At 75.0% G+C, this 22,670-nt stretch carries 20 protein-coding genes; 10 read left to right on the top strand and 10 right to left on the bottom strand.

Going from position 1 to position 22,670, the window contains the following annotated elements; all coding sequences use genetic code 11:
- Position 1: 1 nt before the first annotated feature.
- On the top strand, positions 2 to 2,095 hold the full coding sequence (locus DQ241_RS11130; RefSeq protein ID WP_113830233.1) for a xanthine dehydrogenase family protein molybdopterin-binding subunit: 2,094 nt from the start codon (positions 2 to 4) through the stop codon (positions 2,093 to 2,095).
- Positions 2,096 to 2,231: 136 nt separating this feature from the next.
- Here the strand turns inward: DQ241_RS11130 and DQ241_RS20390 are convergent, their stop codons facing one another.
- On the bottom strand, positions 2,232 to 2,384 hold the full coding sequence (locus DQ241_RS20390) for a hypothetical protein (protein WP_158545916.1): 153 nt from the start codon (positions 2,382 to 2,384) through the stop codon (positions 2,232 to 2,234).
- Between the two features lie 9 nt (positions 2,385 to 2,393).
- Between DQ241_RS20390 and DQ241_RS11125 the strand changes: the two genes are divergently transcribed.
- Entirely contained in the window at positions 2,394 to 4,076 is a 1,683-nt protein-coding gene (locus tag DQ241_RS11125; RefSeq protein ID WP_233492370.1) for a serine/threonine-protein kinase, read from the top strand.
- 69 nt (positions 4,077 to 4,145) lie between these two features.
- Here DQ241_RS11125 and DQ241_RS11120 read toward each other — a convergent pair whose 3' ends face one another.
- A complete protein-coding gene (locus DQ241_RS11120; protein ID WP_113830232.1) occupies positions 4,146 to 5,357 on the bottom strand; it encodes a zinc-dependent alcohol dehydrogenase in 1,212 nt (403 codons plus the stop codon).
- Positions 5,358 to 5,539: 182 nt separating this feature from the next.
- A complete protein-coding gene (locus tag DQ241_RS11115; protein ID WP_113830231.1) occupies positions 5,540 to 6,682 on the bottom strand; it encodes a glutathione-independent formaldehyde dehydrogenase in 1,143 nt (380 codons plus the stop codon).
- Between the two features lie 163 nt (positions 6,683 to 6,845).
- On the opposite strand from DQ241_RS11115, the gene DQ241_RS11110 reads away from it, so the two are divergent.
- Positions 6,846 to 8,441 carry an alpha/beta hydrolase fold domain-containing protein gene (locus tag DQ241_RS11110; RefSeq protein WP_113830230.1) on the top strand — a complete coding sequence of 532 codons (1,596 nt, stop codon included), beginning with the start codon at positions 6,846 to 6,848 and terminating at the stop codon, positions 8,439 to 8,441.
- Positions 8,438 to 9,547 (top strand): major royal jelly family protein, encoded by a 1,110-nt coding sequence (locus tag DQ241_RS11105; RefSeq protein WP_233492369.1) that lies wholly within the window; start codon positions 8,438 to 8,440, stop codon positions 9,545 to 9,547. Before DQ241_RS11110 ends, DQ241_RS11105 begins: the two co-directional genes overlap by 4 nt.
- On the opposite strand, the gene DQ241_RS11100 is transcribed toward DQ241_RS11105, so the two are convergent.
- Together DQ241_RS11100 and DQ241_RS11095 are read right to left on the bottom strand one after the other, a co-directional pair.
- Positions 9,496 to 9,927 (bottom strand): VanZ family protein, encoded by a 432-nt coding sequence (locus DQ241_RS11100; RefSeq protein ID WP_113830229.1) that lies wholly within the window; start codon positions 9,925 to 9,927, stop codon positions 9,496 to 9,498. The genes DQ241_RS11105 and DQ241_RS11100 overlap by 52 nt on opposite strands.
- Positions 9,924 to 10,385, bottom strand: a complete 462-nt coding sequence (locus tag DQ241_RS11095) for a hypothetical protein (RefSeq protein WP_113830228.1) — start codon at positions 10,383 to 10,385, stop codon at positions 9,924 to 9,926. Before DQ241_RS11095 ends, DQ241_RS11100 begins: the two co-directional genes overlap by 4 nt.
- A gap of 172 nt (positions 10,386 to 10,557) precedes the next feature.
- Between DQ241_RS11095 and DQ241_RS11090 the strand changes: the two genes are divergently transcribed.
- From DQ241_RS11090 to DQ241_RS11080, 3 genes are all read left to right on the top strand, one after another.
- Positions 10,558 to 11,142 carry a hypothetical protein gene (locus tag DQ241_RS11090; protein WP_113830227.1) on the top strand — a complete coding sequence of 195 codons (585 nt, stop codon included), beginning with the start codon at positions 10,558 to 10,560 and terminating at the stop codon, positions 11,140 to 11,142.
- A gap of 92 nt (positions 11,143 to 11,234) precedes the next feature.
- The gene (locus DQ241_RS11085; protein WP_113830226.1) at positions 11,235 to 12,107 is read left to right on the top strand and encodes an SGNH/GDSL hydrolase family protein; all 873 of its coding nucleotides are present in this window, start codon (positions 11,235 to 11,237) and stop codon (positions 12,105 to 12,107) included.
- Between the two features lie 58 nt (positions 12,108 to 12,165).
- Positions 12,166 to 13,002 (top strand): CoA ester lyase, encoded by an 837-nt coding sequence (locus tag DQ241_RS11080; RefSeq protein ID WP_233492368.1) that lies wholly within the window; start codon positions 12,166 to 12,168, stop codon positions 13,000 to 13,002.
- 9 nt (positions 13,003 to 13,011) lie between these two features.
- Here the strand turns inward: DQ241_RS11080 and DQ241_RS11075 are convergent, their stop codons facing one another.
- Together DQ241_RS11075 and DQ241_RS11070 are read right to left on the bottom strand one after the other, a co-directional pair.
- Complete coding sequence (locus DQ241_RS11075; RefSeq protein ID WP_113830224.1) at positions 13,012 to 14,532, bottom strand: acetyl-CoA hydrolase/transferase family protein; 1,521 nt, start codon at positions 14,530 to 14,532, stop codon at positions 13,012 to 13,014.
- Between the two features lie 74 nt (positions 14,533 to 14,606).
- Positions 14,607 to 15,539, bottom strand: a complete 933-nt coding sequence (locus DQ241_RS11070; RefSeq protein WP_113830223.1) for an MBL fold metallo-hydrolase — start codon at positions 15,537 to 15,539, stop codon at positions 14,607 to 14,609.
- A gap of 60 nt (positions 15,540 to 15,599) precedes the next feature.
- Here DQ241_RS11070 and DQ241_RS11065 point away from each other — a divergent pair, with 60 nt between their 5' ends.
- From DQ241_RS11065 to DQ241_RS11055, 3 genes are read left to right on the top strand one after another with little or no spacing between them, the layout of a single operon-like run.
- Positions 15,600 to 17,234, top strand: coding sequence for a bifunctional 3'-5' exonuclease/DNA polymerase (locus DQ241_RS11065; RefSeq protein WP_113830222.1), 1,635 nt, complete (start codon positions 15,600 to 15,602; stop codon positions 17,232 to 17,234).
- 34 nt (positions 17,235 to 17,268) lie between these two features.
- Positions 17,269 to 18,093, top strand: a complete 825-nt coding sequence (locus tag DQ241_RS11060) for a TSUP family transporter (RefSeq protein WP_113830221.1) — start codon at positions 17,269 to 17,271, stop codon at positions 18,091 to 18,093.
- A gap of 45 nt (positions 18,094 to 18,138) precedes the next feature.
- On the top strand, positions 18,139 to 19,590 hold the full coding sequence (locus DQ241_RS11055; RefSeq protein WP_113830220.1) for a YdiU family protein: 1,452 nt from the start codon (positions 18,139 to 18,141) through the stop codon (positions 19,588 to 19,590).
- Between the two features lie 6 nt (positions 19,591 to 19,596).
- On the opposite strand, the gene DQ241_RS11050 is transcribed toward DQ241_RS11055, so the two are convergent.
- The 3 genes from DQ241_RS11050 to DQ241_RS11040 form a co-directional block, all read right to left on the bottom strand.
- Positions 19,597 to 19,869, bottom strand: coding sequence for a WhiB family transcriptional regulator (locus tag DQ241_RS11050; RefSeq protein WP_199584442.1), 273 nt, complete (start codon positions 19,867 to 19,869; stop codon positions 19,597 to 19,599).
- Between the two features lie 300 nt (positions 19,870 to 20,169).
- Positions 20,170 to 20,832, bottom strand: a complete 663-nt coding sequence (locus tag DQ241_RS11045; RefSeq protein ID WP_199584407.1) for a M23 family metallopeptidase — start codon at positions 20,830 to 20,832, stop codon at positions 20,170 to 20,172.
- A 32-nt stretch (positions 20,833 to 20,864) separates the two neighbouring features.
- On the bottom strand, positions 20,865 to 22,496 hold the full coding sequence (locus DQ241_RS11040; RefSeq protein ID WP_113830397.1) for a glycoside hydrolase family 13 protein: 1,632 nt from the start codon (positions 22,494 to 22,496) through the stop codon (positions 20,865 to 20,867).
- Positions 22,497 to 22,670 lie beyond the last annotated feature (174 nt).

The following is a 22,670-nucleotide window of genomic DNA, read 5'->3' as shown; positions in this document are numbered from 1 at the left end:
CGTGACCGAACTGCTCGATCCGCGCGCCATCGGTCAGGCGCTGGTCCGCCGCGACGGCGAGGCGAAGGTGCGCGGCACCGCCACCTACGCCGCCGAGACGCCGGTGGCGCACCCGGCCTACGCGCACCCCGTGCAGGCGACGGTCGCCCGCGGCCGGATCACCGCCGTCGACACCTCCGCCGCCGAGGCGCTCGACGGCGTGCTGGCCGTGCTCACCCACGAGAACGCCGAGCGGCTGGCCTCCACCGAGGACCGCGAGTACGCCGTCCTCCAGTCCGCCGAGGTCGCCTTCCGCGGGCAGCTGGTCGGCGTCGTGCTCGCCGAGACCTCCGAGGTGGCCCGCCAGGCGGCCGACGCCGTCGTCGTGACCTACGCCGAGCAGGAGCACGACAGCGAGCTGACCGTCGACCACCCAGACCTGTACGCACCCGAGCAGGTCAACGCCGGGCACGAGACCGACACCGCGGAGGGCGACGTCGCCGCGGCGATGGCCACGGCGCACGCGACCGTCGAGCGGACCTACTCGACGGCGATGGTGCACAACAACCCGCTCGAACCGCACGCGACGACGGCCCTCTGGGACCCCGCCGCCGACGTGCCGCTCACCGTCTGGGACTCCACCCAGGGCGTGCACCCCGACCGCGCCGCGGTGTGCGAGGTGTTCGGTCTCGAGCAGGACCAGGTGCGGGTGGTCTGCCCGTACGTCGGGGGCGGCTTCGGGTCCAAGGGGACCCCGCACGCCAACGTGATGCTCGCCGTGCTCGCGGCACGGGCCCTGCCCGGCCGCCCGGTGAAGCTGGCGCTCACCCGCCAGCAGATGTTCTTCCTCGCCGGCTACCGGACGCCGACGATCCAGCGGATGCAGCTGGCCGCCGACCGCACCGGCCGGCTGCAGGCCATCGCGATCGACGTCGTCGAGCAGACGTCGCGGATCAAGGAGTTCGCGGAGCAGACCGGCGCGCCCACCCGGATGATGTACGCCGCGCCGAACCGCCGGACGACGCACCGCGTCGCCCCGCTGGACGTCCCGGTCCCGTCCTGGTTCCGGGCGCCGGGGGAGTGCCCGGGCATGTTCGGCCCCGAGGTGGCGCTCGACGAGCTGGCCGAGGAGCTCGGCATCGACCCGGTGGAGCTGCGGATCCGCAACGAGCCCGACGTCGACCCCGAGACCGGGAAGCCGTGGTCCAGCCGCAACCTGGTGGCCTGCCTGCGCGAGGGGGCGCAGCGGTTCGGCTGGGCCGACCGGCCTCCGCCGGGCCACCGCGACGGCGACTGGCTGGTCGGCACCGGCGTCGCGTCGTCGGTGTACCCGACGATGCGGCAGGCGACCTCCGACGCGGCGGTCCGCTTCGAGCAGGGCCGCTACGTCGTCGAGATCGGCGCCGCCGACCTGGGCACGGGCGCCTGGACGGTGCTGCCGCAGATCGCCGCCGACGCCCTCGACGTGCCGGTCGACGACGTCGAGGTGCGGATCGGCGACACCCGCTACCCGGTGGCCTCGGTCGCCGGCGGCTCGTCGGGGACGAACACGTGGGGGTCGGCGATCACCGTCGCCGCCCGCGAGTTCCGCGGGAAGTTCGGCCGCTCACCGGCCGAGGGCGACGAGGTGACCGGCTCGGTGGACCAGGCCACCAAGGACGAGGACCACGCGGCGTACGCCTTCGGCGCCCAGTTCGCCGAGGTGCGGGTGCACGCCGACACCGGTGAGCTGCGCGTGCCCCGGCTCCACGGCGTGTTCGCCGCCGGCCGGATCGTGAACCCGCGGACGGCGCGCTCGCAGCTGATCGGCGGCATGACGATGGGCCTGTCGATGGCGCTGCACGAGAACAGCGTCTGGGATCCGCGGATCGGCCAGGTCGCCAACCACGACCTCGCCGAGTACCACGTCACGGTCAACGCCGACGTCGGCGACGTGCAGGCGCACTGGCTCGACGAGCACGACCCCTTCGTCAACGCGATGGGCAGCAAGGGCATCGGCGAGATCGGCATCACCGGCACCGCCGCCGCCGTCGTCAACGCGGTGCACCGGGCCACCGGCATCCGGGTGCGCGATCTCCCGGTGACCCTGGACAAGGTCCTGGCCGGCCTGCCGTGACCCCGCCCGAGGGGAGCGATCCCGGGGCTGTTCCACCTGGTGCTCAGCCGGGCCGGCGATGACCACCCGCTGGCCGCCGCCGCGGCGCTGTCGGTGGCGGTCCCCTGTGCGCGCCGGCGGGTCAGAGCCCGGCGGGTCAGAGCCCGGCGAGGCAGAGCCCGGCCCGGCGGAGCCCGGGCGGGACGGATCCGGGCAGCTCCAGCTCGTGCACGGCCACGGGCCCGCCACCGACCCCTGAGCGGAACGCGAACGGCCGGTACGGCGTGTAGCCCTCCCCGCCGGCGGGCACCCCCTCCTGGTGACGATCGCCGAGCACGACCGCGAGGTCCTGGGCGGCCGCTACGAGCTCCACTCCCTGATCGCCACCGGCGGCATGGGCGAGGTGTGGCGGGGGAGGGACAGCCGGTTCGACCGGCCGGTCGCGATCAAGGTCCTGCGCAGCGAGTACGCCGACGACCCGAGCTTCGCCGCACGCTTCCGGGCCGAGGCCACCCACGCAGCGGCGCTCAGCCACCCGAACATCGCCGCCGTGCACGACTACGGGGAGACGACGTCGCGAGCCACCGGCGAGCGGATCGCCTACCTGGTCATGGAGCTGGTGGACGGCGAGCCGCTCTCCGCCCGGCTGCACGACGGGGGGCCGATGGGCACGCAGTCCGCCCTGTCGGTCCTCCGCCAGGCCGCCGCCGCGCTGGCCGAGGCGCACCAGGCAGGTGTCGTGCACCGGGACGTGAAGCCGGCGAACATCCTGGTGCGGCGGGACGGGACGGTGAAGCTGACGGACTTCGGCATCGCGTGGTCGGCGGCCAGCGTCCCGCTCACCCGCACCGGCCAGGTGATCGGCACCCCGCAGTACATGTCGCCCGAGCAGGCCTCCGGAGAGGCGCCCCGCCCGGCCAGCGACGTGTACGCGCTCGGACTCGTCGGCTACGAGAGCCTGACCGGCCACGCCGCCTTCGACGGCGACAACCCCGTGACCATCGCGCTCAAGCAGGTGCAGCAGGACCCCGACCCGCTGCCCGTGGAGCTGCCCGACGAGGTCCGAGAGCTCATCGACGCCGCGCTCGCCAAGGACCCGGAGAACCGCATCCCGGACGGCTCGGCGTTCCTCGACGCCATCGACCGGACCTTGGACGGCCGGACCCCGGTGGACCCGCCACCGACGAGAGCGATCTCCGTGCCGCCCGCACCGCGGCCGCGTCCTGCGGACCGGCGCACCCCGCGGCGGACGTGGCTCGTGCTGGCCGCCCTGGTCGCGGTGCTGCTGGGCGCGGGTACCGTCGGAGCCGTGCTCGGGCTGCCCGACGACGGGTCCGCGCCGTCCGGCAGCGCCGACGCCGCGACGCCGGAGCCGGGCGGGATCGTCCTCACCGCGGCCGACCACGTCGGACGGCCGGCCGACCAGGTCGCCGCCGAGCTGACGAACCTGGGGCTCGCCGTCCAGCGGCTGGACCGGACCACGACCGCGCACCCGCCCGGCGCCGTGGCCGCCCTCGACCCCGTCGGGGCACCGCTGTCGCCCGGCGACGCCGTCACGCTGCACGTCGCCGTGGCGCCTCCGGACCGCTCGGCGCCGACCGGGGCCGGCGCCGGAGCCGACGACGTCACCGCTCCGGGCGGCGCGGCGCCCGAGGCCCCCGACGATCCGGCGGGCGGCACAGCAGCCGACGAGGGCCTGCCCGGGAACGCACCGGAGCCACCGGCCGCGCCGTCGGGTTCCGACCCGGCGCCGTCCGACCCGGCGCCGTCCGATCCGCCGCCGTCCGATCCGCCGCCGTCGGAGCCCGCGCCGTCGGAGCCCGCGCCGTCCGAGCCCGCGCCGTCCGAGCCCGCGCCGTCCGAGCCCGCCCCGTCGGAGCCGGCGACCCCCTCCGGCAGCGAGCCGACCCCCTCGAGCACCGCGCCGACCGGCGGCCCCGACGGGACGACGACGCCCGGCGACGGCTCGGCCCCGTCGACCGCGACCGGCGGTCCGGCATAGCGCCGGGGTGCCACCGCCCGGCTCCCGGGCACGCACGACGTCGTCGTGGTGCCCGGCGCGCCGGTGAGGTCAGGACGGGTCCAGCACCACCTTCGTCCAGCCGGTCTGCCGCTGGTCGAAGGTCTCGTACGCGTCGAGCACCGAGGGCATGTCATCGACCTGGGTCAGCACCGTCGAGGGGTCGATGGCGCCCGTGCGCACCAGGTCGAGCAGGTGCGGGAGGTACCGGCGGTGGTTGCAGTTGCCCATCTTCACCGTCAGGTTCTTGTTCATGGCCGCACCGGTCGGGAAGCTCGTCATCTCCGGCGGGTAGACCCCGATGATGCCGATGCTGCCGGCCTTGGCCACGGCCTCGACCGCCCACTGCAGCGACTGGCTGGGTGCGTCGCCGGGCACCCAGGTGCCGCCCTGCGGGTTCTGCGCGGGCGCCACCCGCGACCGCTCCTGCTCGAACTGGCCTGCCTGCTGCTCGGCCGCCTCGGCCGCCGGCCCGCTCTTCGGCCGCTGCGCGTCCACGCCGACGGCGTCGATCACCCGGTCGACCCCGATGCCCCCGGTCAGCTCCTTGACCACGGCCACCGGGTCCTCGGCGTTGAAGTCGATCGCCTCGGCACCTCGGGCACGGGCCTGGTCCAGCCGCGAGCCGATGCCGTCGACGACGAGCACGCGTCCGGCGCCCTGCTGGAAGGCGCTGGTGACGGCGAACTGGCCGACCGGGCCGGCGTCGAGGACGAGCACGGTGTCGCCCTGGCCGACCTCGGCCAGCCGGGCGCCGAACCAGGCGGTCGGGTAGATGTCGGACAGCATGATCGCCGCGTCGTCGCCGATCTCGTCCGGCAGCCACACCGGTCCCACGTTGGCGTACGGGATGCGGGCGTACTGGGCCTGCAGGCCGTCGACGGGCCCGGTGGTCTGCGGACCGCCGAAGAAGCAGGTACCTGCTGCCGGCCCGTTGGGGTTGGCGTTGTCGCACTGGGCGTAGTAGCCGGCCCGGCAGTACGAGCACATACCGCAGCCGATCGTGGAGGGGATGACCACCCGGTCGCCCGGGCGCAGGTTGCGCACGCCGGAGCCGACCTCGCGGACGACGCCGACCGCCTCGTGCCCGAGGATCGTGCCCTCGACCATCCCGCTCATCGTGCCGCGCACGAAGTGCAGGTCGGTGCCGCAGATCGCGCTCGCGGTGATCTCGACGATCGCGTCGGTCGGGTCCTGGATGGTCGGGTCGGGGACGTCGTCGAGCCGGATGTCCCCGACGCCGTGCCACACCACTGCCTTCACGTGTCCTCCAGAGGTCTCGGCAGGTTCGGTCGAGCTGGTCCGATCGCGGACACCCGCCCAGCGGGCCCTACCCCCTGCGGCACCGGCCACCCGTCCGCCGTGGACCGGCTGCGTCGGGGGCCGGCGCCACCGGCCGCCCCGGCAGGCCGGGGATCGGGCGGCCGGGGTCAGGCGGCCGGGGATCAGGCGGCCGGGTGCAGGAGGACCTTGGTCCAGCCGTCCTCGCGCCGGTCGAACCGGTCGTAGCCCTCGACGGCCTGCTCGAGGCCGAGTTCGTGGGAGACGATGAACGACGGCGTGGCACGGCCCGTGACGATCAGGTCGCGCAGCTGCCGGTTGTACCGCTTGACCGGGCACTGGCCGGTTCCCATGGACTGGCCCTTGGTGAAGAACTGGCCGTACTGGAAGGGGATGCGCCCTTCCTTGGCGAGGTCGGTGGCTGCGCCGGGGTCCTGGGGCATGTACACGCCGACGACGCCGATCCCGCCGGTCGAGCGCACGACCTGGACCAGGTTGTCGAGCACCAGCTCGGGATGCTCCTGCCCGGACGGGTCGTGGGCCTGGTAGCCGACCGCCTCGACGCCGCGGTCGACCCCGCGCCCGCCGGTGGCGTCCATCAGCTGCTCGACCGGGTCGCCCTGGGAGAAGTCGACCGGGGTGGCGCCGATGCTCCCGGCCAGCCGGAGCCGGTCGGGCTCCTTGTCGACGACGAAGACCTCCGAAGCGCCGCGGAGCAGCGCGCTGTGCGCCGCCATCAGCCCGACCGGACCTGCGCCGAAGACGGCCACCCGGTCGCCGGGCTGCTGCCCGGAGAGCTCCACGCCGTGCCAGCCGGTGGGGAAGATGTCCGACAGCATCGTGAAGTCGTTCTCGTGCTCGGTGCCCGGCGGCAGTCGCAGCAGGTTGAAGTCCGCCCACGGCACCCGCAGGTACTCGGCCTGACCGCCGTCGTACGGACCCATGTTCGCGTAGCCGTAGGCCGCGCCGTCCATCCCCTCGGTCGGGTTGGCGCGCAGGCAGAACGACGTCCAGCCCTGGGTGCAGTTGCGGCAGGTGCCGCAGGCGACGTTGAACGGGACGGAGACCCGGTCGCCCACCTGGATGCGGTCGACGCCGGGGCCCACCGCCTCGACGATCCCCATGTTCTCGTGGCCGAGGACCTTGCCCTCCTCGACGCCGGTGCGGCCCTCGTACATGTGCAGGTCCGACCCGCAGATGTTCGTCGTCGTGATGCGGATGACGGCGTCGGTGGGGGACTGGATGGTCGGGTCGGGCACGTCCTGGATCGCGACGTCCTTCGGGCCTCGGTAGACGACGGCCTTCATCTGCTTCCTCCTGGGAGGTCGGGGTCCCCGCCCTACCCCCGACCGGTTGGCACACGCATCGATCCGGGGGTGTACCGGGGAGGTCGGCGGGTAGGTCGCGGGCAGCCGATCGTCGAGAGCAGGCGGTCCTTGCCCGATCCCGAATCCGATCCGAGGAGTGCGCGTGGCCCTGGACTACCCGACCCTGCCCGGCGACGTCGACCACCTGATCGCCGACGACCACGCGGCCGTGGAGCGCCAGTTCCAGTACCTGGAGGCCGCCCGCGGCAACCGGCGGGTGCTGGTGGACCAGATCTCCTTCCAGCTCGCGCTGCACGCCTTCGCCGAGGAGACCGTGCTCTACCCGATCTGGCCCGAGATCGGCATGACCGACGAGCACGACGACGCCGAGCACGAGCACCAGCAGATCAAGGAGCTCCTCGTCACCCTGGGCCGCACGGAACCCGGCCAGCCGGAGTTCGAGGACGCGCTGTCCAAGCTCATCGCCGTCACCCGCCACCACGTGGACGACGAGGAGACCGACGAGCTGCCGCAGTTCCGGCAGAAGGCCGGTGCAGAGCGGATGGCGCGGCTCGGCGAGCAGTTCCTCGCCGCCAAGCGCATGGCGCCCACCCGGCCGCACCCGCACGCCCCCGACGAGGGCATCGCCGAGCGGATCGCCGGGATGCTCGCCAAGCCGCTGGACCACGTGCGCGACCTGCTCTCGGGCAAGCAGAAGGAGATGGCCACCGACCCCTCCGGCCTGCTGACGCCCCAGGCCCAGGCCATCGTCGACGCGCACTCCTCGCTGGGCCCACTGCCCTTCGAGATCCTGGAGCCGGACCAGGCGCGCAAGCAGCCCGGCCCGGACGACGCGGTGAAGAAGGTCATGGCCGACCAGGGCATCGAGGGGCCGGAGGCGGTCGGCTCGGTCGAGGACCTCGTGATCCCCGATGCCGCCGGCGGGCAGATGCGCATGCGCGTCTACACGCCGGCCGGCGCCGGTGCGGAGCCGCTGCCGGTGATCACGTGGATCCACGGCGGCGGCTGGGTGCTGTTCGACATCGACACCTACGACGCCTCGTGCCGCGGCCTCACCAACAAGACCGGTGCGATCGTCGTCAGCCCCGAGTACCGGCGAGCCCCCGAGGCGGTGTTCCCGGCCTCGCACGACGACGTGCTGGCCGCCTACCGGTGGGTGCAGCAGCACGCCGCCTCCTTCGGCGGCGACCCGACGCGCATCGGCATCGGCGGCGAGTCCGTCGGCGGCACGATGACCGCCGCCACCGTGCTGCAGCTGGCGCAGGCCGGCGAGCAGCTGCCCGCCGCCGCCGTGTGCGTGTACCCGCTGACCACCGGCGAGCAGTTCGGGGAGTCGATGGAGGACGCCGCCGACGCACGGCCGGCCAACCGTGCCCTGCTCAGCTGGATGGCCATGCACGCCTTCCAGGGCGTTCCGGACGGCGCGCAGGACCCCCGCGTGAACCTCCTGGGCTGGTCCCGCGACCAGCTCGCGGTCATGCCCCCCACCCTGGTCATCACCGCCGAGCGCGACCCGCTGCGCAGCCAGGGGCAGCAGTTCGCCCGCGACCTCGAGGCCGCCGGGGTTCCCACCACGCACCGCCACTACGCCGGCGTCATGCACGAGTTCTTCGGCGCCGCGGCCGTGCTGGACGAGGCGGAGCAGGCCCAGCAGGAGGCTGCCACGCACTTCACCCGCGCGTTCGGCGCCGCCCGGTCGACCGCGGGTGCGGCACCGATCGGTGGGACGTCCCGGTGACCGCGGCGATGCGGCTGGCGGTCGAGGAGACGATCGGGGGGCTGGAGGTCGTCCACCAGTTCACCGGTGCCATGCCCACCGGCGTCACCGTGTCGCACGCCGGGCGGGTGTTCGTCTGCTATCCCAAGTGGGGCGACGACGTCGGCTTCACGGTGGGCGAGCTCCGCGACGGGCGGGAGGTCGCGTTCCCGTCCCAGGAGCTCAACGACAACCGGTCCGACGCCGACCCGGAGCGCTTCGTCTCGGTGCAGAGCGTGGTCGTCGACCCGGCCGACCGGCTGTGGGTGCTCGACACCGGCAGCCCGATGTTCCAGCCGACGGAGCACGGCGGCCCGAAGCTGGTCCGCGTCGACCTGACCACCGACCAGGTCGTGCAGACCATCCTGTTCCCGACCGACGTGGCGCTGCCGACGACCTACCTCAACGACGTGCGCTTCGACCTGCGCCGCGGGGAGGCGGGCACGGCCTTCATCACCGACTCGTCCGACCAGGGCCCGAACGGGATCATCGTCGTGGACCTGGCGACCGGCGAGTCGTGGCGGCGGCTGCACGAGCACCCGAGCACCAAGGCGACCACCCCGCCGGACCTGCGGATGGTCGTCGAGGGCGTCGAGTTCCTGGAGCGGTCACCCGACGGGGAGACCTCGCCGGTGACCATGGGCGCCGACGGCATCGCGATCGCCGCCGACGGCGACCGGCTGTACTACTGCCCGCTGGCCGGACGCCGCTGGTACAGCGTCTCGGTGGACGCCCTGGTCGACCGCGACCAGGACGACGACGCCGTCGCGGCCACCGTCCGGGACGAGGGCGACAAGGGCTGCGTCAGCGACGGGCTGGAGACCGACGACCAGGGACGGCTCTACGTCACCGACGGCGAGCACGACGCCATCCACCGCCGGCTGCCCGACGGCAGCTGGGAGACCGTCGTCCACGACCCCCGCCTGCTGTGGCCCGACACGATGTCCGTCGCTGTCGACGGGTTCCTCTACGTGACCGCCAACCAGCTGTACCGGCAGGCCACGTACCGCGGCGGTGAGGACCAGCGGCGCAAGCCCTACGTCCTGTTCCGCACCCGGATCGACGCCGGTCCGGTCCGCCTGCGCTGAGCCGCCAGCGCGCCCGCCGCCACCGCGCCGGCCGCGTTGAGCAGCGCGTCCAGCGGGGAGACGACGCGCCCGAGGGGGAGGACGTACTGGGCCAGCTCGATGGCGACGCCGGCGGCCAGCGCGACGGCCACCAGCGGGACCGGGCGGCCCAGCCGGGGCCAGAGGCGCACCGCGGCGAAGGCGGGGACGGCCAGCAGCAGCAGGTTGCCCAGGAGCTGCACCACCGTCGCCGGGGACGACAGGCCGTCGGCGTACCAGTGCAGCTCTTGGACCGGTGAGGCCACGGCGTACCCGGTGCCGCTGGGCGTCAGGGTCAGCCGCGCGACGACGGCGAGCGCGGCGGCGAGGAGCAGGCCGAGCGCGGGCCGAGGGGCGCTCACGGGGCGCCCCCGGGGTGCAGCGCACGGTCGGCCAGCGCCTGGATCGCGGCCTCCCCGAGCGCGTCGACCTCGGTGGCCAGCGCGCGCAGCGGCACCGGCCGGCCGGACAGCAGCAGCGCGGCCAGCCGGTCGGTGAGCAGGGCGACCCGGGCGGCGGGCGGCAGGCCGGCCGGCACGGCGGCGGGCGGCTCCATCGTCCACGGCTGGGCGATCTCCGCGCTCAGCCCGGGGAGGCGGCGCAGCAGGTCCGCGCACGAGGCGGCCAGCCGCCACCACGCGCCGGCCTCCAGCTCGGGGGCGCCGCCGGTGCCGGCCGAGGCCCAGCGCAGCAGCCGGACCACCTCGCCCCAGACGACGTCGGAGACCACCGCCTCCACCGGTGCGCTGCGCTCGGGCCGGTGGGCCAGCACCAGGTCGTGCGTCGTCGCCGGGTCGAAGAGCCAGTTCGCGTCCGCCATGCGGCCACGCTGCCGACCGCGCCTCCGAGCCGGCTGGCTGCTCCCTGGGGATCGGCTGTGAGTCCCCACCGCGGATGCACAGCTCCGCCCGGGCTCGCTGCCAGGCCCACCACAGGAACGGCCGCGACGCTGACCGCGAGGGTCGGGCGTGCCGACCAGGAGAGGAGCTCCCGTGCGCAAGAAGCTGATCGTCGGCGTGACCGCCGGCGTCCTGACGGTGTCCGGACTGGCCGTGGCGGTCCCCGCCCTGGCCGACGACGGGACCGGCACGTCCGGGATCGAGCGGATCAGGGAGGCCCTGACCGGCCTGGTCGACGACGGCACGCTCACCGGCGACCAGGCCGATGCGGTCGCCGAGACCCTCGACGAGGCAGGCGTGGCCGGGCACGGCGGCCGCCCCGGCTGGGGGCCCGGACCGGGGCTGAGCGCCGCGGCCGACGCGCTCGGGATGACCGAGGACGAGCTGCGAACCGCCCTCCAGGAGGACGGCGCGACGCTCGCGCAGGTGGCCGAGGACCAGGGCGTGGCGGTGGAGGACCTGGTCGCGGCGCTCGTGCAGGCCCAGCGGGAACGCATCGCCGAGGCCGTGGAGGAGGGCCGGCTGACCCAGGAGGAGGCCGACGAGCTGCTGGCCGACGTCGAGGAGCGGGTGTCCGACCGGGTGGACCAGGAGTTCCCCGGACGCGGGCCGGGCGGCGGCTGGGGCCCGGGGCACCGGGGCGGCCAGCACTCCGACGAGGCGACGCCCGAGGACTGACCGCCGCGGACCGCGATGTCCGTGACGACGCGTAACCCGCAGCTCTCCCGGCCGTTGTGCCTGCCACAGGTCCCCGGCCGTAGGAGAGCCCCGTGCGCCGTCTCGTCGTCAGCCTGCTCGCCGTCCTCACCGCGCTGGTCCTCGTGGCCCCGTCCGCGCAGGCGGGGCCACGAGGGCAGCACCCGGGGCAGGGCCCGCTCCGGTACGTCGCGATGGGCGACTCCTACAGCGCCGCCTCCGGCGTGCTGCCGCCGGACCCGACGGCGCCGCTCCAGTGCCTGCGCTCCATCCGCAACTACCCGCACGTGCTCGCCGCGGCGATCGGAGCGCAGCTCACCGACGTCACCTGCGGGGCGGCGGACACCGGGGACTACCGCGGGGCGCAGCACCCCGGCGTCGCCCCGCAGCTGGCCGCGCTGAGCCGCGACACCCAGCTGGTCACGATGACCATCGGCGGCAACGACAGCAGCGTGTTCATCAACTCGATCCTGCAGTGCGGCGTCGCCGGTCTGAGCACCCTCGGGCAGGGCAGCCCGTGCAAGGACCGGTACGGCTCCTCGTTCGAGGACACCGTCCGCAGCACCACCTACCCGGCGCTCGTGCAGGCGCTGCGCGACGTCCGGAACGCCGCGCCGCGGGCCCGCGTGGCGATCCTCGGCTACCCCTGGATCCTGCCGGCCACCGGCGGCTGCTTCGACAAGATGCCGATCGCCGAGGGCGACGTCCCCTACCTGCGCAGCCTGCAGAAGACGCTCAACGACTCCATCGCGCAGGCCGCCCGGCAGACCGGCGTCACCTACGTCGACCTGAGCCGGGTGTCCGACGGCCGCGACGCCTGCCAGCCGATCGGCGTCCGCTGGGTCGAGCCCGTGCTGCAGACCACCAACGCCGTGATCGTCCACCCGAACGCGCTGGGTGAGGCCGGGATGGCGGCGCAGACGCAGGCGGTGCTCGGCCTGCGCTGACTTCCGCTGGTCGGACCCGGGCATGATCCGGCTCCCGCACGGGGTGCAGGATGACCGGGTGGGAAGACGGAGGACGGTCGGGCCCGAGGACGCACGCTCGTGGCTGCTGGTGAACGGTGCGCGCACGGAGCTCTTCGACGTCGCGCACGAGTCGCGCGCCGACCAGGTGGTGCTCGACATCGAGGACGCCGTCGACCCGGCGCGCAAGCCCGACGCCCGGGCCGGCGTGGTCGAGTGGCTGTCCCGCCCGGACCGCTCGGCGTGGGTGCGGATCAACGACCACGCGACCCCGTACTGGGCCGACGACGTCTCGGCGCTGGCCGGCCTGCCGGGGCTGCTCGGCGTGGTGCTGGCCAAGACCGAGGCGGCCGAGCACGTCACCGAGACCTTCGACCGGCTCGGCGGCGCGACGCCCGTGCTCGCGCTGGTGGAGTCGGCGCTGGGCATCGAGGAGGCCGTCCGGATCGCCCAGGCCCGCGGCGCCTTCCGGCTCGCGTTCGGCAGCGGTGACTACCGCCGCGACACCGGCACCAGCGCCGACGAGCTGGCCATGTCCTACCCGCGCTCCCGGCTGGTGGTGGCCAGCCGGATCGGCGGCCTGCCCGGCCCGATCGACGGTCCGACGGTGAACAGCAGCCACCCGATCCTGCGCGAGCAGACCGCCGTCACCGTCTCCCTCGGCCTGACCGGCAAGCTCTGCCTCGACATGGAGCAGGCGCCGGTCATCAACGAGGTCATCAGCCCGGCGCCGTCCGACGTCGCCTGGGCGCGGGACTTCCTGGCCGACTTCGAGGCGCGCGGCCAGGTCATCCGCGACGGCAGCGACCTGCCGCGGCTGGGCCGGGCGCGCAAGATCGAGCGGCTCGCGGGGATCTTCGGGGTCCAGCCCGCCTGACCGGCCGGATCAGCCCGGCAGCATGGTCCCCGTCTCCAGGAACCGGGTGTGCCAGCTCAGCGCCTCGCCCAGCAGGTGCGGGGTGTGCCGGCCGTAGGCGCCGCGGTCCGCCCGCTCGAGGTAGTCCTCCAAGAGCGGCCGGTAGTCCGGGTGGGCGCAGTGCGCGATGACCGCCCGTGCCCGCTTGCGCGGCGGCAGCCCGCGAAGGTCGGCCAGCCCCTGCTCGGTGACCAGCACGTGCACGTCGTGCTCGGTGTGGTCGATGTGCGACACCATCGGCAGGATCGCCGAGATGGCGCCGCCCTTGGCCGTCGAGGGGCTGAGGAAGAAGGACAGGTACGCGTTCCGCGCGAAGTCGCCGGACCCGCCGATGCCGTTCTGGATGCGGCTGCCCATGAGGTGGGTGGAGTTGACGTTGCCGTAGATGTCGGCCTCGATCATCCCGTTCATCGCCAGCACGCCCAGCCGGCGGACCAGCTCCGGGTGGTTGCTCATCTCCTGCGGCCGCAGCACGATCCGGTCGCGGAACTCGGCCGCGGCGGCGTTGAACTCGGCGGCCGCCTGCGGCCCGAGGGAGAACGCGGTCGCCGACGCGATCGCCACCGTGCCGGAGCGCAGCAGGTCGAGCATCCCGTCCTGGATCACCTCGGTGAACGCGGACAGCCCCTGGAAGCGCGAGGCCCCGAGGTCGGCCAGGACGGCGTTGGCCACGTTGCCCACGCCGGACTGCAGCGGCAGCAGGTCCGCCGGCAGCCGGCCGCGCGCGACCTCGTGCTCCAGGAACTCCAGCAGGTGCCCCGAGATCCGCCGCGACGTCTCGTCCGGCGGCGCCAGCGTGGTGTTGCGGTCGGGCGCGGCGGTCTCGACGACGGCCACCACCTTGTCCAGGGGGCAGCGCAGGTAGGGGATGCCGATGCGGTCGCCCGGCGCGGTCAGGGGGATGGGCCGGCGCCCGGGCGGCAGCGCGGTGCCGTAGTAGACGTCGTGCATGCCTTCCAGGTCCGCGCTCTGCCAGGAGTTGACCTCCAGCACGATGCGGTCGGCCCGGTCCAGCCAGGTCTTGTTGTTGCCCAGCGACGACGACGGCACGAGGTAGCCGTCGGGGGTGATGCCGCTGACCTCGACGACGGCGACGTCCAGCGGGCCGAGGAACCCCTCCCAGGCCAGCTGCGCGACGTGCGAGAGGTGCACGTCCAGGTAGTCCATCTCGCCGGCGTTGATCTTCTGCCGGGTGACCGGGTCGGACTGGTAGGGCAGCCGCAGGTCGACGCCGTCGGCCGCCGCGAGGACGCCGTCCAGCTCCGGCGCGGTGGAGGCGCCGGTCCACACGTTGACCCGGAAGGGCTCTCCGGCGGCGTGCGCCGAGCTGATCCGCCGGGCCAGGGCCTCCGGGACCGCCTTGGGGTAGCCGGCCCCGGTGAAGCCGCTCATGCCGACGGTGTCGCCGGGGCGCACGTGCGCCGCCGCCGCGTCGGCAGGCACCACCTTCCGCGCGAGCCCGGCGTGCTGGATGCGGCCGCCTCCCGGCATGCGACTCCCCGTTCTGCTCCGGTGCCCGTGGGGCACCACCTCGTCCGCCGTCCGATCCTGCCCCGGCGCCGTGCTCAGCCGCGCACGGCCCAGGGGTCCTCGCGCCGCCAGACCGCGGGCAGGTGCAGCCCGACGCCGTCGGCCCGGGCCAGCTCGCCGAGCACCCGCAGGGTGACGTCGAGGTCGTCGCCGGCGTAGGGGAGGGCGCGCAGCGGCCGGTCCAGCGGCCGGAAGAAGTCGTCCCAGTGGATCAGCACGACGTCGCGGGCGCCGACCGCCGCGACCGTCTCCCGCCAGTAGGACCGGGTGTACCCCTCGTCCTGCAGGCCGAGCTGGCCGACCCCGAGGTAGGCCACCTCCGCCGCCCGCCCGTCCAGCGCACCCGGCACGAAGCCGGCGCTGCCCTGCACCAGCGCCGTCCGCCCGCCCGAGTGCCGGACGAGCACCGACCACGCCTCGCCGCACCGGTAGGCGCGGGCCCGCGCCGGCGGCACGACCGGCGCCGTGATCCGCCCCGGGTAGCGGTCCGGCGGGCAGTGCGCCGACTCGACCAGCTCCAGGGTGAACGAGCCGTGCACGACCGGGACGCCCGGCGTCGCCACCTGGATCCGCTCCTCGGGCAGCCGCGCCCCGCGGGCCAGCTGCGCGGCGGACGCCGAGCCGAGGACGAACGCGCCGGTGCGCCGGGCCACCTCCGCGGAGTCGAGGGCGTGGTCGAAGTGCGTGTGCACGGGCACGACGGCGCGCAGCCGGGAGCCCGGCCCGTCCAGCCCGAGCCGCCCGAGGGCCGCGCCGATGCGGGCGCCGTCGGGGGCGATCCGGCCCAGCCCGACGCGCAGCAGCGACGGCCGGGAGAAGAAGGCGTCGGTCAGGACCGCGTGCTCGCCGTCGTCGAGCAGCAGGGTGGAGACGCCCAGGAAGGTGACGGCGAGGCCGCCGTCGGCCGCCGGGACGTCGAACAGCCCGGCGTGCGGTGCGAGGTCGGGTCGGCCCGGCTTGATGCGCACCCGGCGACGCTAGCGGTCGGCGTCCGCGCCGGTGTCGGACCCGTCGGCGACACTGCCGGGGTGAACCGGATCGTCCTCGTGCGCCGTGGCGGGGACGTCGTCGAGGCGCGCGAGGGCGACGTCGTCACCCGGGTGCCGGCGGCCGGGCTGGCCGGGTTCGTGGGCCGGCGCGAGACCGGCCCGGTGCGCTGGGTGTGGGACGACACCACCCGCTGGTACCCGGAGCTGCTCCGCCAGGGCGTGCGCGTGGCCCGCTGCACCGATCTCCGGCTCACCCACGCCCTGCTGCGCCGGTCGCCGTTCGCCGACCAGTCGCTGCTGGCCGCCGACGAGACCGCGGCGTGGGACGCGCTGCAACCGGTCACCGACGACGCCCCGGCGCTGTTCCCGCTGGACGACCCGGCCGACCGGCTGGACGCGGTCGCGGAGGACGCCCGCCAGCAGGCGGCGGTGGCCGCCTCACCGGAGCGGGGGCGGCTGGCCCTGCTGCTGGCGGCGGAGTCCTCGGGCGCGCTGGTGGCCGCGGAGATGACGCACTCCGGCCTGCCCTGGCGGGTGGACGTGCACGAGGCCATCCTCACCGGGCTGCTCGGGCCGCGGCCGGTGGCCGGCCAGCGCCCCGCCGTGCTGGAGCGGCTGGCCGGCGAGATCCGGGCCGCCCTCGGCGCGCCGGCGCTCAACCCCGACTCGCCCGCGGAGCTGCTCCGCGCGCTGCAGGCCGCCGGGCTGCCGGTGGAGGACACCCGCTCCTGGACGCTCGAGCAGCTCGACCACGCCGTCGTGGCCCCGCTGCTCGAGTACAAGAAGCTGGCCCGGCTCATGACCGCCAACGGCTGGGCGTGGCTCGACGCCTGGGTGCGCGAGGGCCGGTTCCGCTCGTGGTTCGTGGTCGGCGGCGTGGTCACCGGCCGGTGGGCGTCCAACGGCGGCGGCGCGCTGTCGGTGCCCGCGCAGGTGCGGCCCGCGGCGGTCGCCGACGAGGGCTGGCGGTTCGTCGTCGCCGACGTCGCCCAGCTGGAGCCGCGGGTGCTCGCCGCCATGAGCGGGGACGCCGCGATGGCCGAGGCGGCCCGTGCCACCGACCTGTACGAGGGCATGGTGACCGCCGGCGCCGTGGCCAGCCGCGCCGAGGCGAAGGTCGGGATGCTCGGCGCGATGTACGGCGGCACCCGCGGGGAGAGCGGCCGGATGATGCCGCGGCTCACCCGCCGCTACCCCCGGGCCATCGGGCTGGTCGAGGAGGCGGCCCGCGCGGGGGAGCGGGGCGAGGTGGTGCGCACGCTGCTCGGCCGGGGCTCCCCGGCGCCGACCGGTGCATGGGCGCAGCGGGGCGCCGACCTGGGCGAGGCGCCGGAGCAGGCGGGCCGGGACGCCGACCGGCACCGCCGCGCCTGGGGCCGGTTCACCCGCAACTTCGTCGTCCAGGGCACCGCCGCCGAGTGGGCGCTGTGCTGGCTGGCCGACCTGCGCAACCGGCTGTGGCGGCTGGGCGAGGGCGACCTGCGCGACCGCCCGCACCTGGTCTTCTTCCTGCACGACGAGGTGCTCGTGCACACGCCGGAGCACCTGGCCGACGCCGTCGCCGAGGAGGTCCGGCTCGCGGCCGCCGAGGCCGGCCGGCTGCTGTTCGGCGGTTTCCCCGTCGACTTCCCGCTGGACGTCGCCGTCGTCCGCTCGTGGGCGGACGCCGGGTGAGCCCGGCGCTGCGCGGCGTGATGAGGTGGAGGGGATGACGGACGTGCTGGCGGTCGACCTCCTGCCGGAGGGGCTGACCGGCACCACCCTCGCGCTGGTGCTGCTCGCCGGGCTGGCCGCCGGGTTCATCGACGCCGTCGTCGGGGGCGGCGGGCTGGTGCAGCTGCCCGCGCTGCTGCTGGTACCGGGCATGAGCCCCGTGCAGGCGCTGGCCACGAACAAGCTCGGCTCGATCGCCGGCACCACGACCAGCGCGATCACCTACTACCGGCGCGTGCACCCCGACCTGCGCACCGCGCTGCCCATGGCCGGCATCGCCCTGGCCGGGAGCTTCGGTGGCGCCTCGCTGGCCGCGCTGCTGCCGGCGAGCGTGTTCAAGCCGGTGATCGTCGTGGCCCTGGTGGCGGTCGGGGCGTTCACCGTGCTGCGCCCCTCGCTCGGCGAGGTCACCGCGCTGCGGCACTCCGGCCGGCGGCACCACGGCATCGCCGCCCTGGTCGGCGCGGTCATCGGCTTCTACGACGGCATCCTGGGCCCCGGCACCGGCTCCTTCCTGGTCTTCGCGATGGTGGCGCTCCTGGGCTACGACTTCCTGGCCGCCAGCGCCAAGGCCAAGATCGTCAACTGCGCCACCAACCTCGGTGCGCTGCTGTTCTTCGTCCCGCACGGCTCGGTGTTCTGGGGCCTGGGGCTCATGCTCGGCGCGGCCAACATGGTCGGCGGCTACCTGGGGGCCCGGACCGCCACCACCCGGGGTGCCCGCTTCGTCCGCGTCGCCTTCCTCGTCGTCGTCGGCGCGCTGGTGCTGCGGCTGGGCTGGGACGTGTGGGAGGAGAACCTGAGCCCGCGCCTGGGCTGATCGCGCACCCGGTGCGCTCGGCGTTCCGCTCGTACGCTGGTCGGGGTGAGCATCGCACCGGCGCAGACCGTCGTCCTGGGGAACCGCTTCGCCCGCGAGCTGCCGGAGCTGGCCCTGCCCTGGCAGGCGGACGCGACGCCCGACCCGCGGCTGCTGGTGCTCAACGAGCCGCTCGCCCGGGAGCTGGGCCTGGACCCGGGCGTCCTGCGCGGGGAGGCGGGCATCGGCCTGCTCACCGGCACCGCGGTGCCCGAGGGCGCCACGCCGGTGGCGCAGGCCTACGCCGGGCACCAGTTCGGCGGCTACTCGCCGCGGCTGGGCGACGGGCGGGCGCTGCTGCTCGGCGAGCTGCCCGACGGGCGCGACCTGCACCTCAAGGGCTCCGGGCGCACCCCGTTCGCCCGCGGCGGCGACGGGCTGGCCTCGGTCGGGCCGATGCTGCGCGAGTACGTGGTCAGCGAGGCGATGCACGCCCTCGGCATCCCCACCACCCGCTCGCTGGCGGTCGTGGCCACCGGGCGAGCCGTGCAGCGGGAGACGCTGCTGCCGGGAGCCGTCCTGGCCCGGGTCGCGAGCAGCCACCTGCGCGTCGGCAGCTTCCAGTACGCCGCCGCCACCGGCGACGTCGACCTGCTGCGCCGGCTGGCCGACCACGCGATCGACCGCCACCACCCCGCGGCCGCCGGCGCCGAGCACCGGTACCTGGCGCTGTACGAGGCGGTGGTCGCCGCGCAGGCGGACCTGGTGGCCCGGTGGATGCTCGTCGGCTTCGTGCACGGGGTGATGAACACCGACAACATGACGATCTCCGGCGAGACCATCGACTACGGCCCCTGCGCCTTCCTCGACGTCTACGACCCGGCGACCGTCTACAGCTCGATCGACACCGGCGGCCGGTACGCCTTCGGCAACCAGCCGGTGGCCGCGGAGTGGAACCTCGCCCGGCTGGCCGAGGCGCTGCTGCCCCTGCTCGCCGACGACCAGGAGCAGGCGGTGCCGATCGCCGTCGAGGCCCTCGGGACCTTCCGCCCGCGGTTCAACGCCGCCTGGCGGGCGGGCATCCGGGCCAAGCTCGGGCTCTCCGACGAGCACGGCGACGACGTGGTGGGCCCGGTCGCCGACGACCTGCTCACCCTGCTGCGGGACAACAGCGTGGACCACACGTCGTTCTTCCGCGCCCTCGGGGCGGCCGCTCGCGGCGACGCCGAGCCGGCCCGGCGGATGGTGCTCGACCTGGCCGGCCTCGACGCCTGGCTGGACCGGTGGCGGGGGCTGGCGCCCGACGCGGCGGTCATGGACCGGGTCAACCCGGTCTACATCCCGCGCAACCACCTGGTGGAGGAGGCGCTCGAGGCGGCTGTGGAGAACGACCTGGCGCCGCTGCACCGGCTGCTGGAGGCGGTGACCGCCCCGTTCGACGAGCGACCCGGCCAGGAGCGGTACGCGGCCCCGGCGCCGGGCACCGCCGGCCGCTACGTCACGTACTGCGGGACCTGACCGCGGTCAGGCGCTGAGCTGGTGGCGCCGCGCGGAGCGGAGACGACGGCGCTCCCGCTCGGACAGGCCGCCCCAGATGCCGAACCGCTCGTCGTTGGCGAGTGCGAACTCCAGGCACTGCGCCTGCACCGGGCACCCGGTGCACACCCGCTTGGCCTCGCGGGTGGAGCCGCCCTTCTCGGGGAAGAACGCCTCGGGGTCGGTCTCGGCGCACAGCGCCGCCTGCCGCCACGCCTCGCCGCTCTCGTCGGCGTCGCCGTCCCAGGCCGGCAGCTGCACGGGCTCCTGGGCGGGCGCCTCGGCGGCCAGCTCGTCCCAGTAGAGCTCCTCGCCCCACGACGGGTCGGCGTACTCGTCGGTGGCGTAGGGGTCGGCCGCGAAGCCGGCCGGCTCGGGCAGCAGGGTGAGGGTCGGGCGGGAGAAGGAAGGCACGGGAAGCTCCTCGAAGGCGGTGACGGACCGGTTCGGTCCGACTGCTTTCCGTAACGCTACGGTCCGTCGGCGGCGTCCGGCACCGGCAGAAGTGGGCCGAACCGTCGGCGACCGGTTGGCACGATCTGCCGTGCCCCGTCGGCGCGCCTACGCCGGCTCGACGACGTCCCGCTCGTCGGGGACCCCGACGGCGACCTCCCGTGGCCGCCCGGACCGCGGCAGGACGCGGAAGTCGCGGAAGGCCAGCGGCAGCCCGCGGGCGGTGCGCCCGTCGGGCCCGTCCATCACCTGCAGGTGCACGTGCGGCTGGGTGGAGTTGCCGGAGTTGCCGCAGCCACCCAGCGGCTGCCCCTCAGCCACGAGGTCGCCCGGCGCCACCGGCACGGATCCCCGGCGCAGGTGGGCCAGGAGCACGAACCCGCCGCCGGCCAGCGCGACGACGACGTGGTTGCCGGCCAGCGCCGGGGCCCCGCCCCGGGCGCGCGCCGCCTGGGTGAGCGCGTAGCCGGCCAGCGCGGGCTGCGACCGGCGCGCCGCGTGGTCCGGCTCGCCGTCGTGCACGGCGACCACCCGGCCGGCCCCCGGCGCCAGAACCGGCACCCCGAAGCCGACGAACCGATCCGGGGGCTCGGTCGCCAGCAGCGTGCGCCAGTCACGCGTGGTCGCCGTCCGGCGGTCGCGGACCGCGACGAAGTCGATGGCGTACGTGGTCGCGAACAGGTCCGTGCCGTGACTGGGCACCCGGCGGGCGGGGCTGTTCTCCACGCGCCAGGTGCCGCGGAACGGCAGGGTCAGGACGACGGGTGCCACGGCGGCACCCTCGCACGGGTCGCCCCCGGAGGTCAGTCCTCGCTGAGCCAGACGGCGGTGTCCGGGGGCAGCGCCAGACCGTCACCGGACCGGGGCAGCCGCGTCGTGGACGACAGCAGCACCGAGCCGGGGCAGCGCACGACCACCGGCTGGGAGCCCATGTTGACCACGCACCGGACGGTCCCCGACGGCCCGACCGACCGCACGGTCAGCACGTCGCCCTGCCGGCTGACCGACGCCTCGCCCTCCGCGAAGGAGGGGTGCGCCCGCCGCTGGGCCAGCGCCCGCCGGTACAGGGTGAGCATCGAGCCGCCGTCGCGGGCCTGGCGGGAGACGGCGTAGCGGCCCCAGTCCTCCGGGATCGGCAGCCAGGGCCGCGCGTCCGGGTCGGTGGAGAAGCCGACACCGCGGGTCTCGTTCCACGGCATCGGCACGCGGCAGCCGTCCCGCCCGGCACGCAGCCCGCCGCTGCGGAAGAAGATCGGGTCGCGCTTGGCCTCGTCGGGGACGGCGGCCTGCGGCAGGCCGAGCTCGTCGCCGGCGTACACGTAGGCCGAGCCGGGCAGCGCCAGCATGAGCAGGACGGCCGCCCGCGCCCGGGCGGTGCCGACGTCGCCGCCGCCGAACCGGGTGACCTTGCGCTCCTTGTCGTGGTTGCTCAGCACCCACGAGACCGGTGCGCCGACCTCGCCGAAGGCGTCCAGCGCCTCCACCACGGCCTCGGCGTAGTCCTCCGCCGACCACGGCGACTTGAGCAGCCGGAAGGCCAGCGACTGGTGCAGCTCGTCCGGGCGGGAGTAGAGCGCCACCTGCCCGACGTCGGCGAGCGACACCTCGCCGACCAGCATCGCCTCGTCGTACTCGTCGCAGATCGCCCGCCAGCGCCGCCACACGTCGTGCACCTCGGGCTGGTTCCAGGTCATCGCCTGCTCCGGCCCGTGCCCGAACAGGGTGGGGGAGTAGGTGCCGGGGTTGTCCCGCAGATCGGCGTCCTTGAACAGGCCGTAGGCGACGTCGACCCGGAAGCCGCTCACGCCCCGGTCCAGCCAGAAGCGCAGGGTGCGCTCGAAGTCCTCGGCGACCGCGGGGTCGCGCCAGTTGAGGTCGGGCTGCTCGGGCGTGAACAGGTGCAGGTACCAGCGGCCGTCCGGGGTCCGCGACCAGGCCGGCCCGCCGAACAGCGAGCGCCAGTTGTTCGGCGGCTCCTCCGACGGCGGCGCGAAGTGGTAGCGCGACGCGGCGGCCGACGACGGGTCGGCCAGCGCCTCCTGGAACCAGGGGTGCTGGTCGGAGGTGTGGTTGGGGACGACGTCCAGGATGACCCGCAGCCCGACCCGGCGGGCGTCGGCCACCAGCTGCTCGAGGTCGGCGACGTCGCCGTACTCGGGGTCGACGGCGCGGTAGTCGATGACGTCGTAGCCGCCGTCGGCACCGCCGGAGGGGTAGTGCGGGTTGATCCAGAGCGCGTCGACGCCGAGCCAGGCGAGGTACGGCAGCCGCGAGCGCAGGCCCTGCAGGTCACCGATGCCGTTGCCGTCGGCGTCGGCGAACGACCGCAGGTAGACCTGGTAGACCACCGCCGTCCGCCACCACGGGGACCGCGGCGCTGCGGTCGTGGCCACCCGCTGAGCCGGGATGGCCGCGCGAAGGAGTCGAGCGAGCATGTTGCCCACGATCGACCTGCTGCGCCGGTGCGGCCGGTAGCCGAGCTGCCGAACAACTCCGCTCGTTTCAGCACTTCCGCACAACCGGGCAGGTGGCCGGGGTCCGCGGGCGGGCGGCCGTGGCAACGATGTGCGCGGACGGCGGGTTCCCGGTCGGGAACCGCGCCGGGGGCG

The organism is Blastococcus sp. TF02A-30 (assembly GCF_003319185.1).
GTDB lineage: Bacteria > Actinomycetota > Actinomycetes > Mycobacteriales > Geodermatophilaceae > Blastococcus.
Note: the sequence above shows the minus strand (reverse complement) of the source record. Positions and strands in the feature narration are given on the sequence as shown.

Coding starts and splice junctions, on each gene's coding strand:
- DQ241_RS11115 (WP_113830231.1), bottom strand. CDS start 6,682: ATGAAGGCCGTCGTCTACCGAGGCCCGAAGGACGTCGCGATCCAGGAC.
- DQ241_RS11095 (WP_113830228.1), bottom strand. CDS start 10,385: ATGGCGGACGCGAACTGGCTCTTCGACCCGGCGACGACGCACGACCTG.
- DQ241_RS11075 (WP_113830224.1), bottom strand. CDS start 14,532: ATGCCGGGAGGCGGCCGCATCCAGCACGCCGGGCTCGCGCGGAAGGTG.
- DQ241_RS11060 (WP_113830221.1), top strand. CDS start 17,269: ATGACGGACGTGCTGGCGGTCGACCTCCTGCCGGAGGGGCTGACCGGC.
- DQ241_RS11040 (WP_113830397.1), bottom strand. CDS start 22,496: ATGCTCGCTCGACTCCTTCGCGCGGCCATCCCGGCTCAGCGGGTGGCC.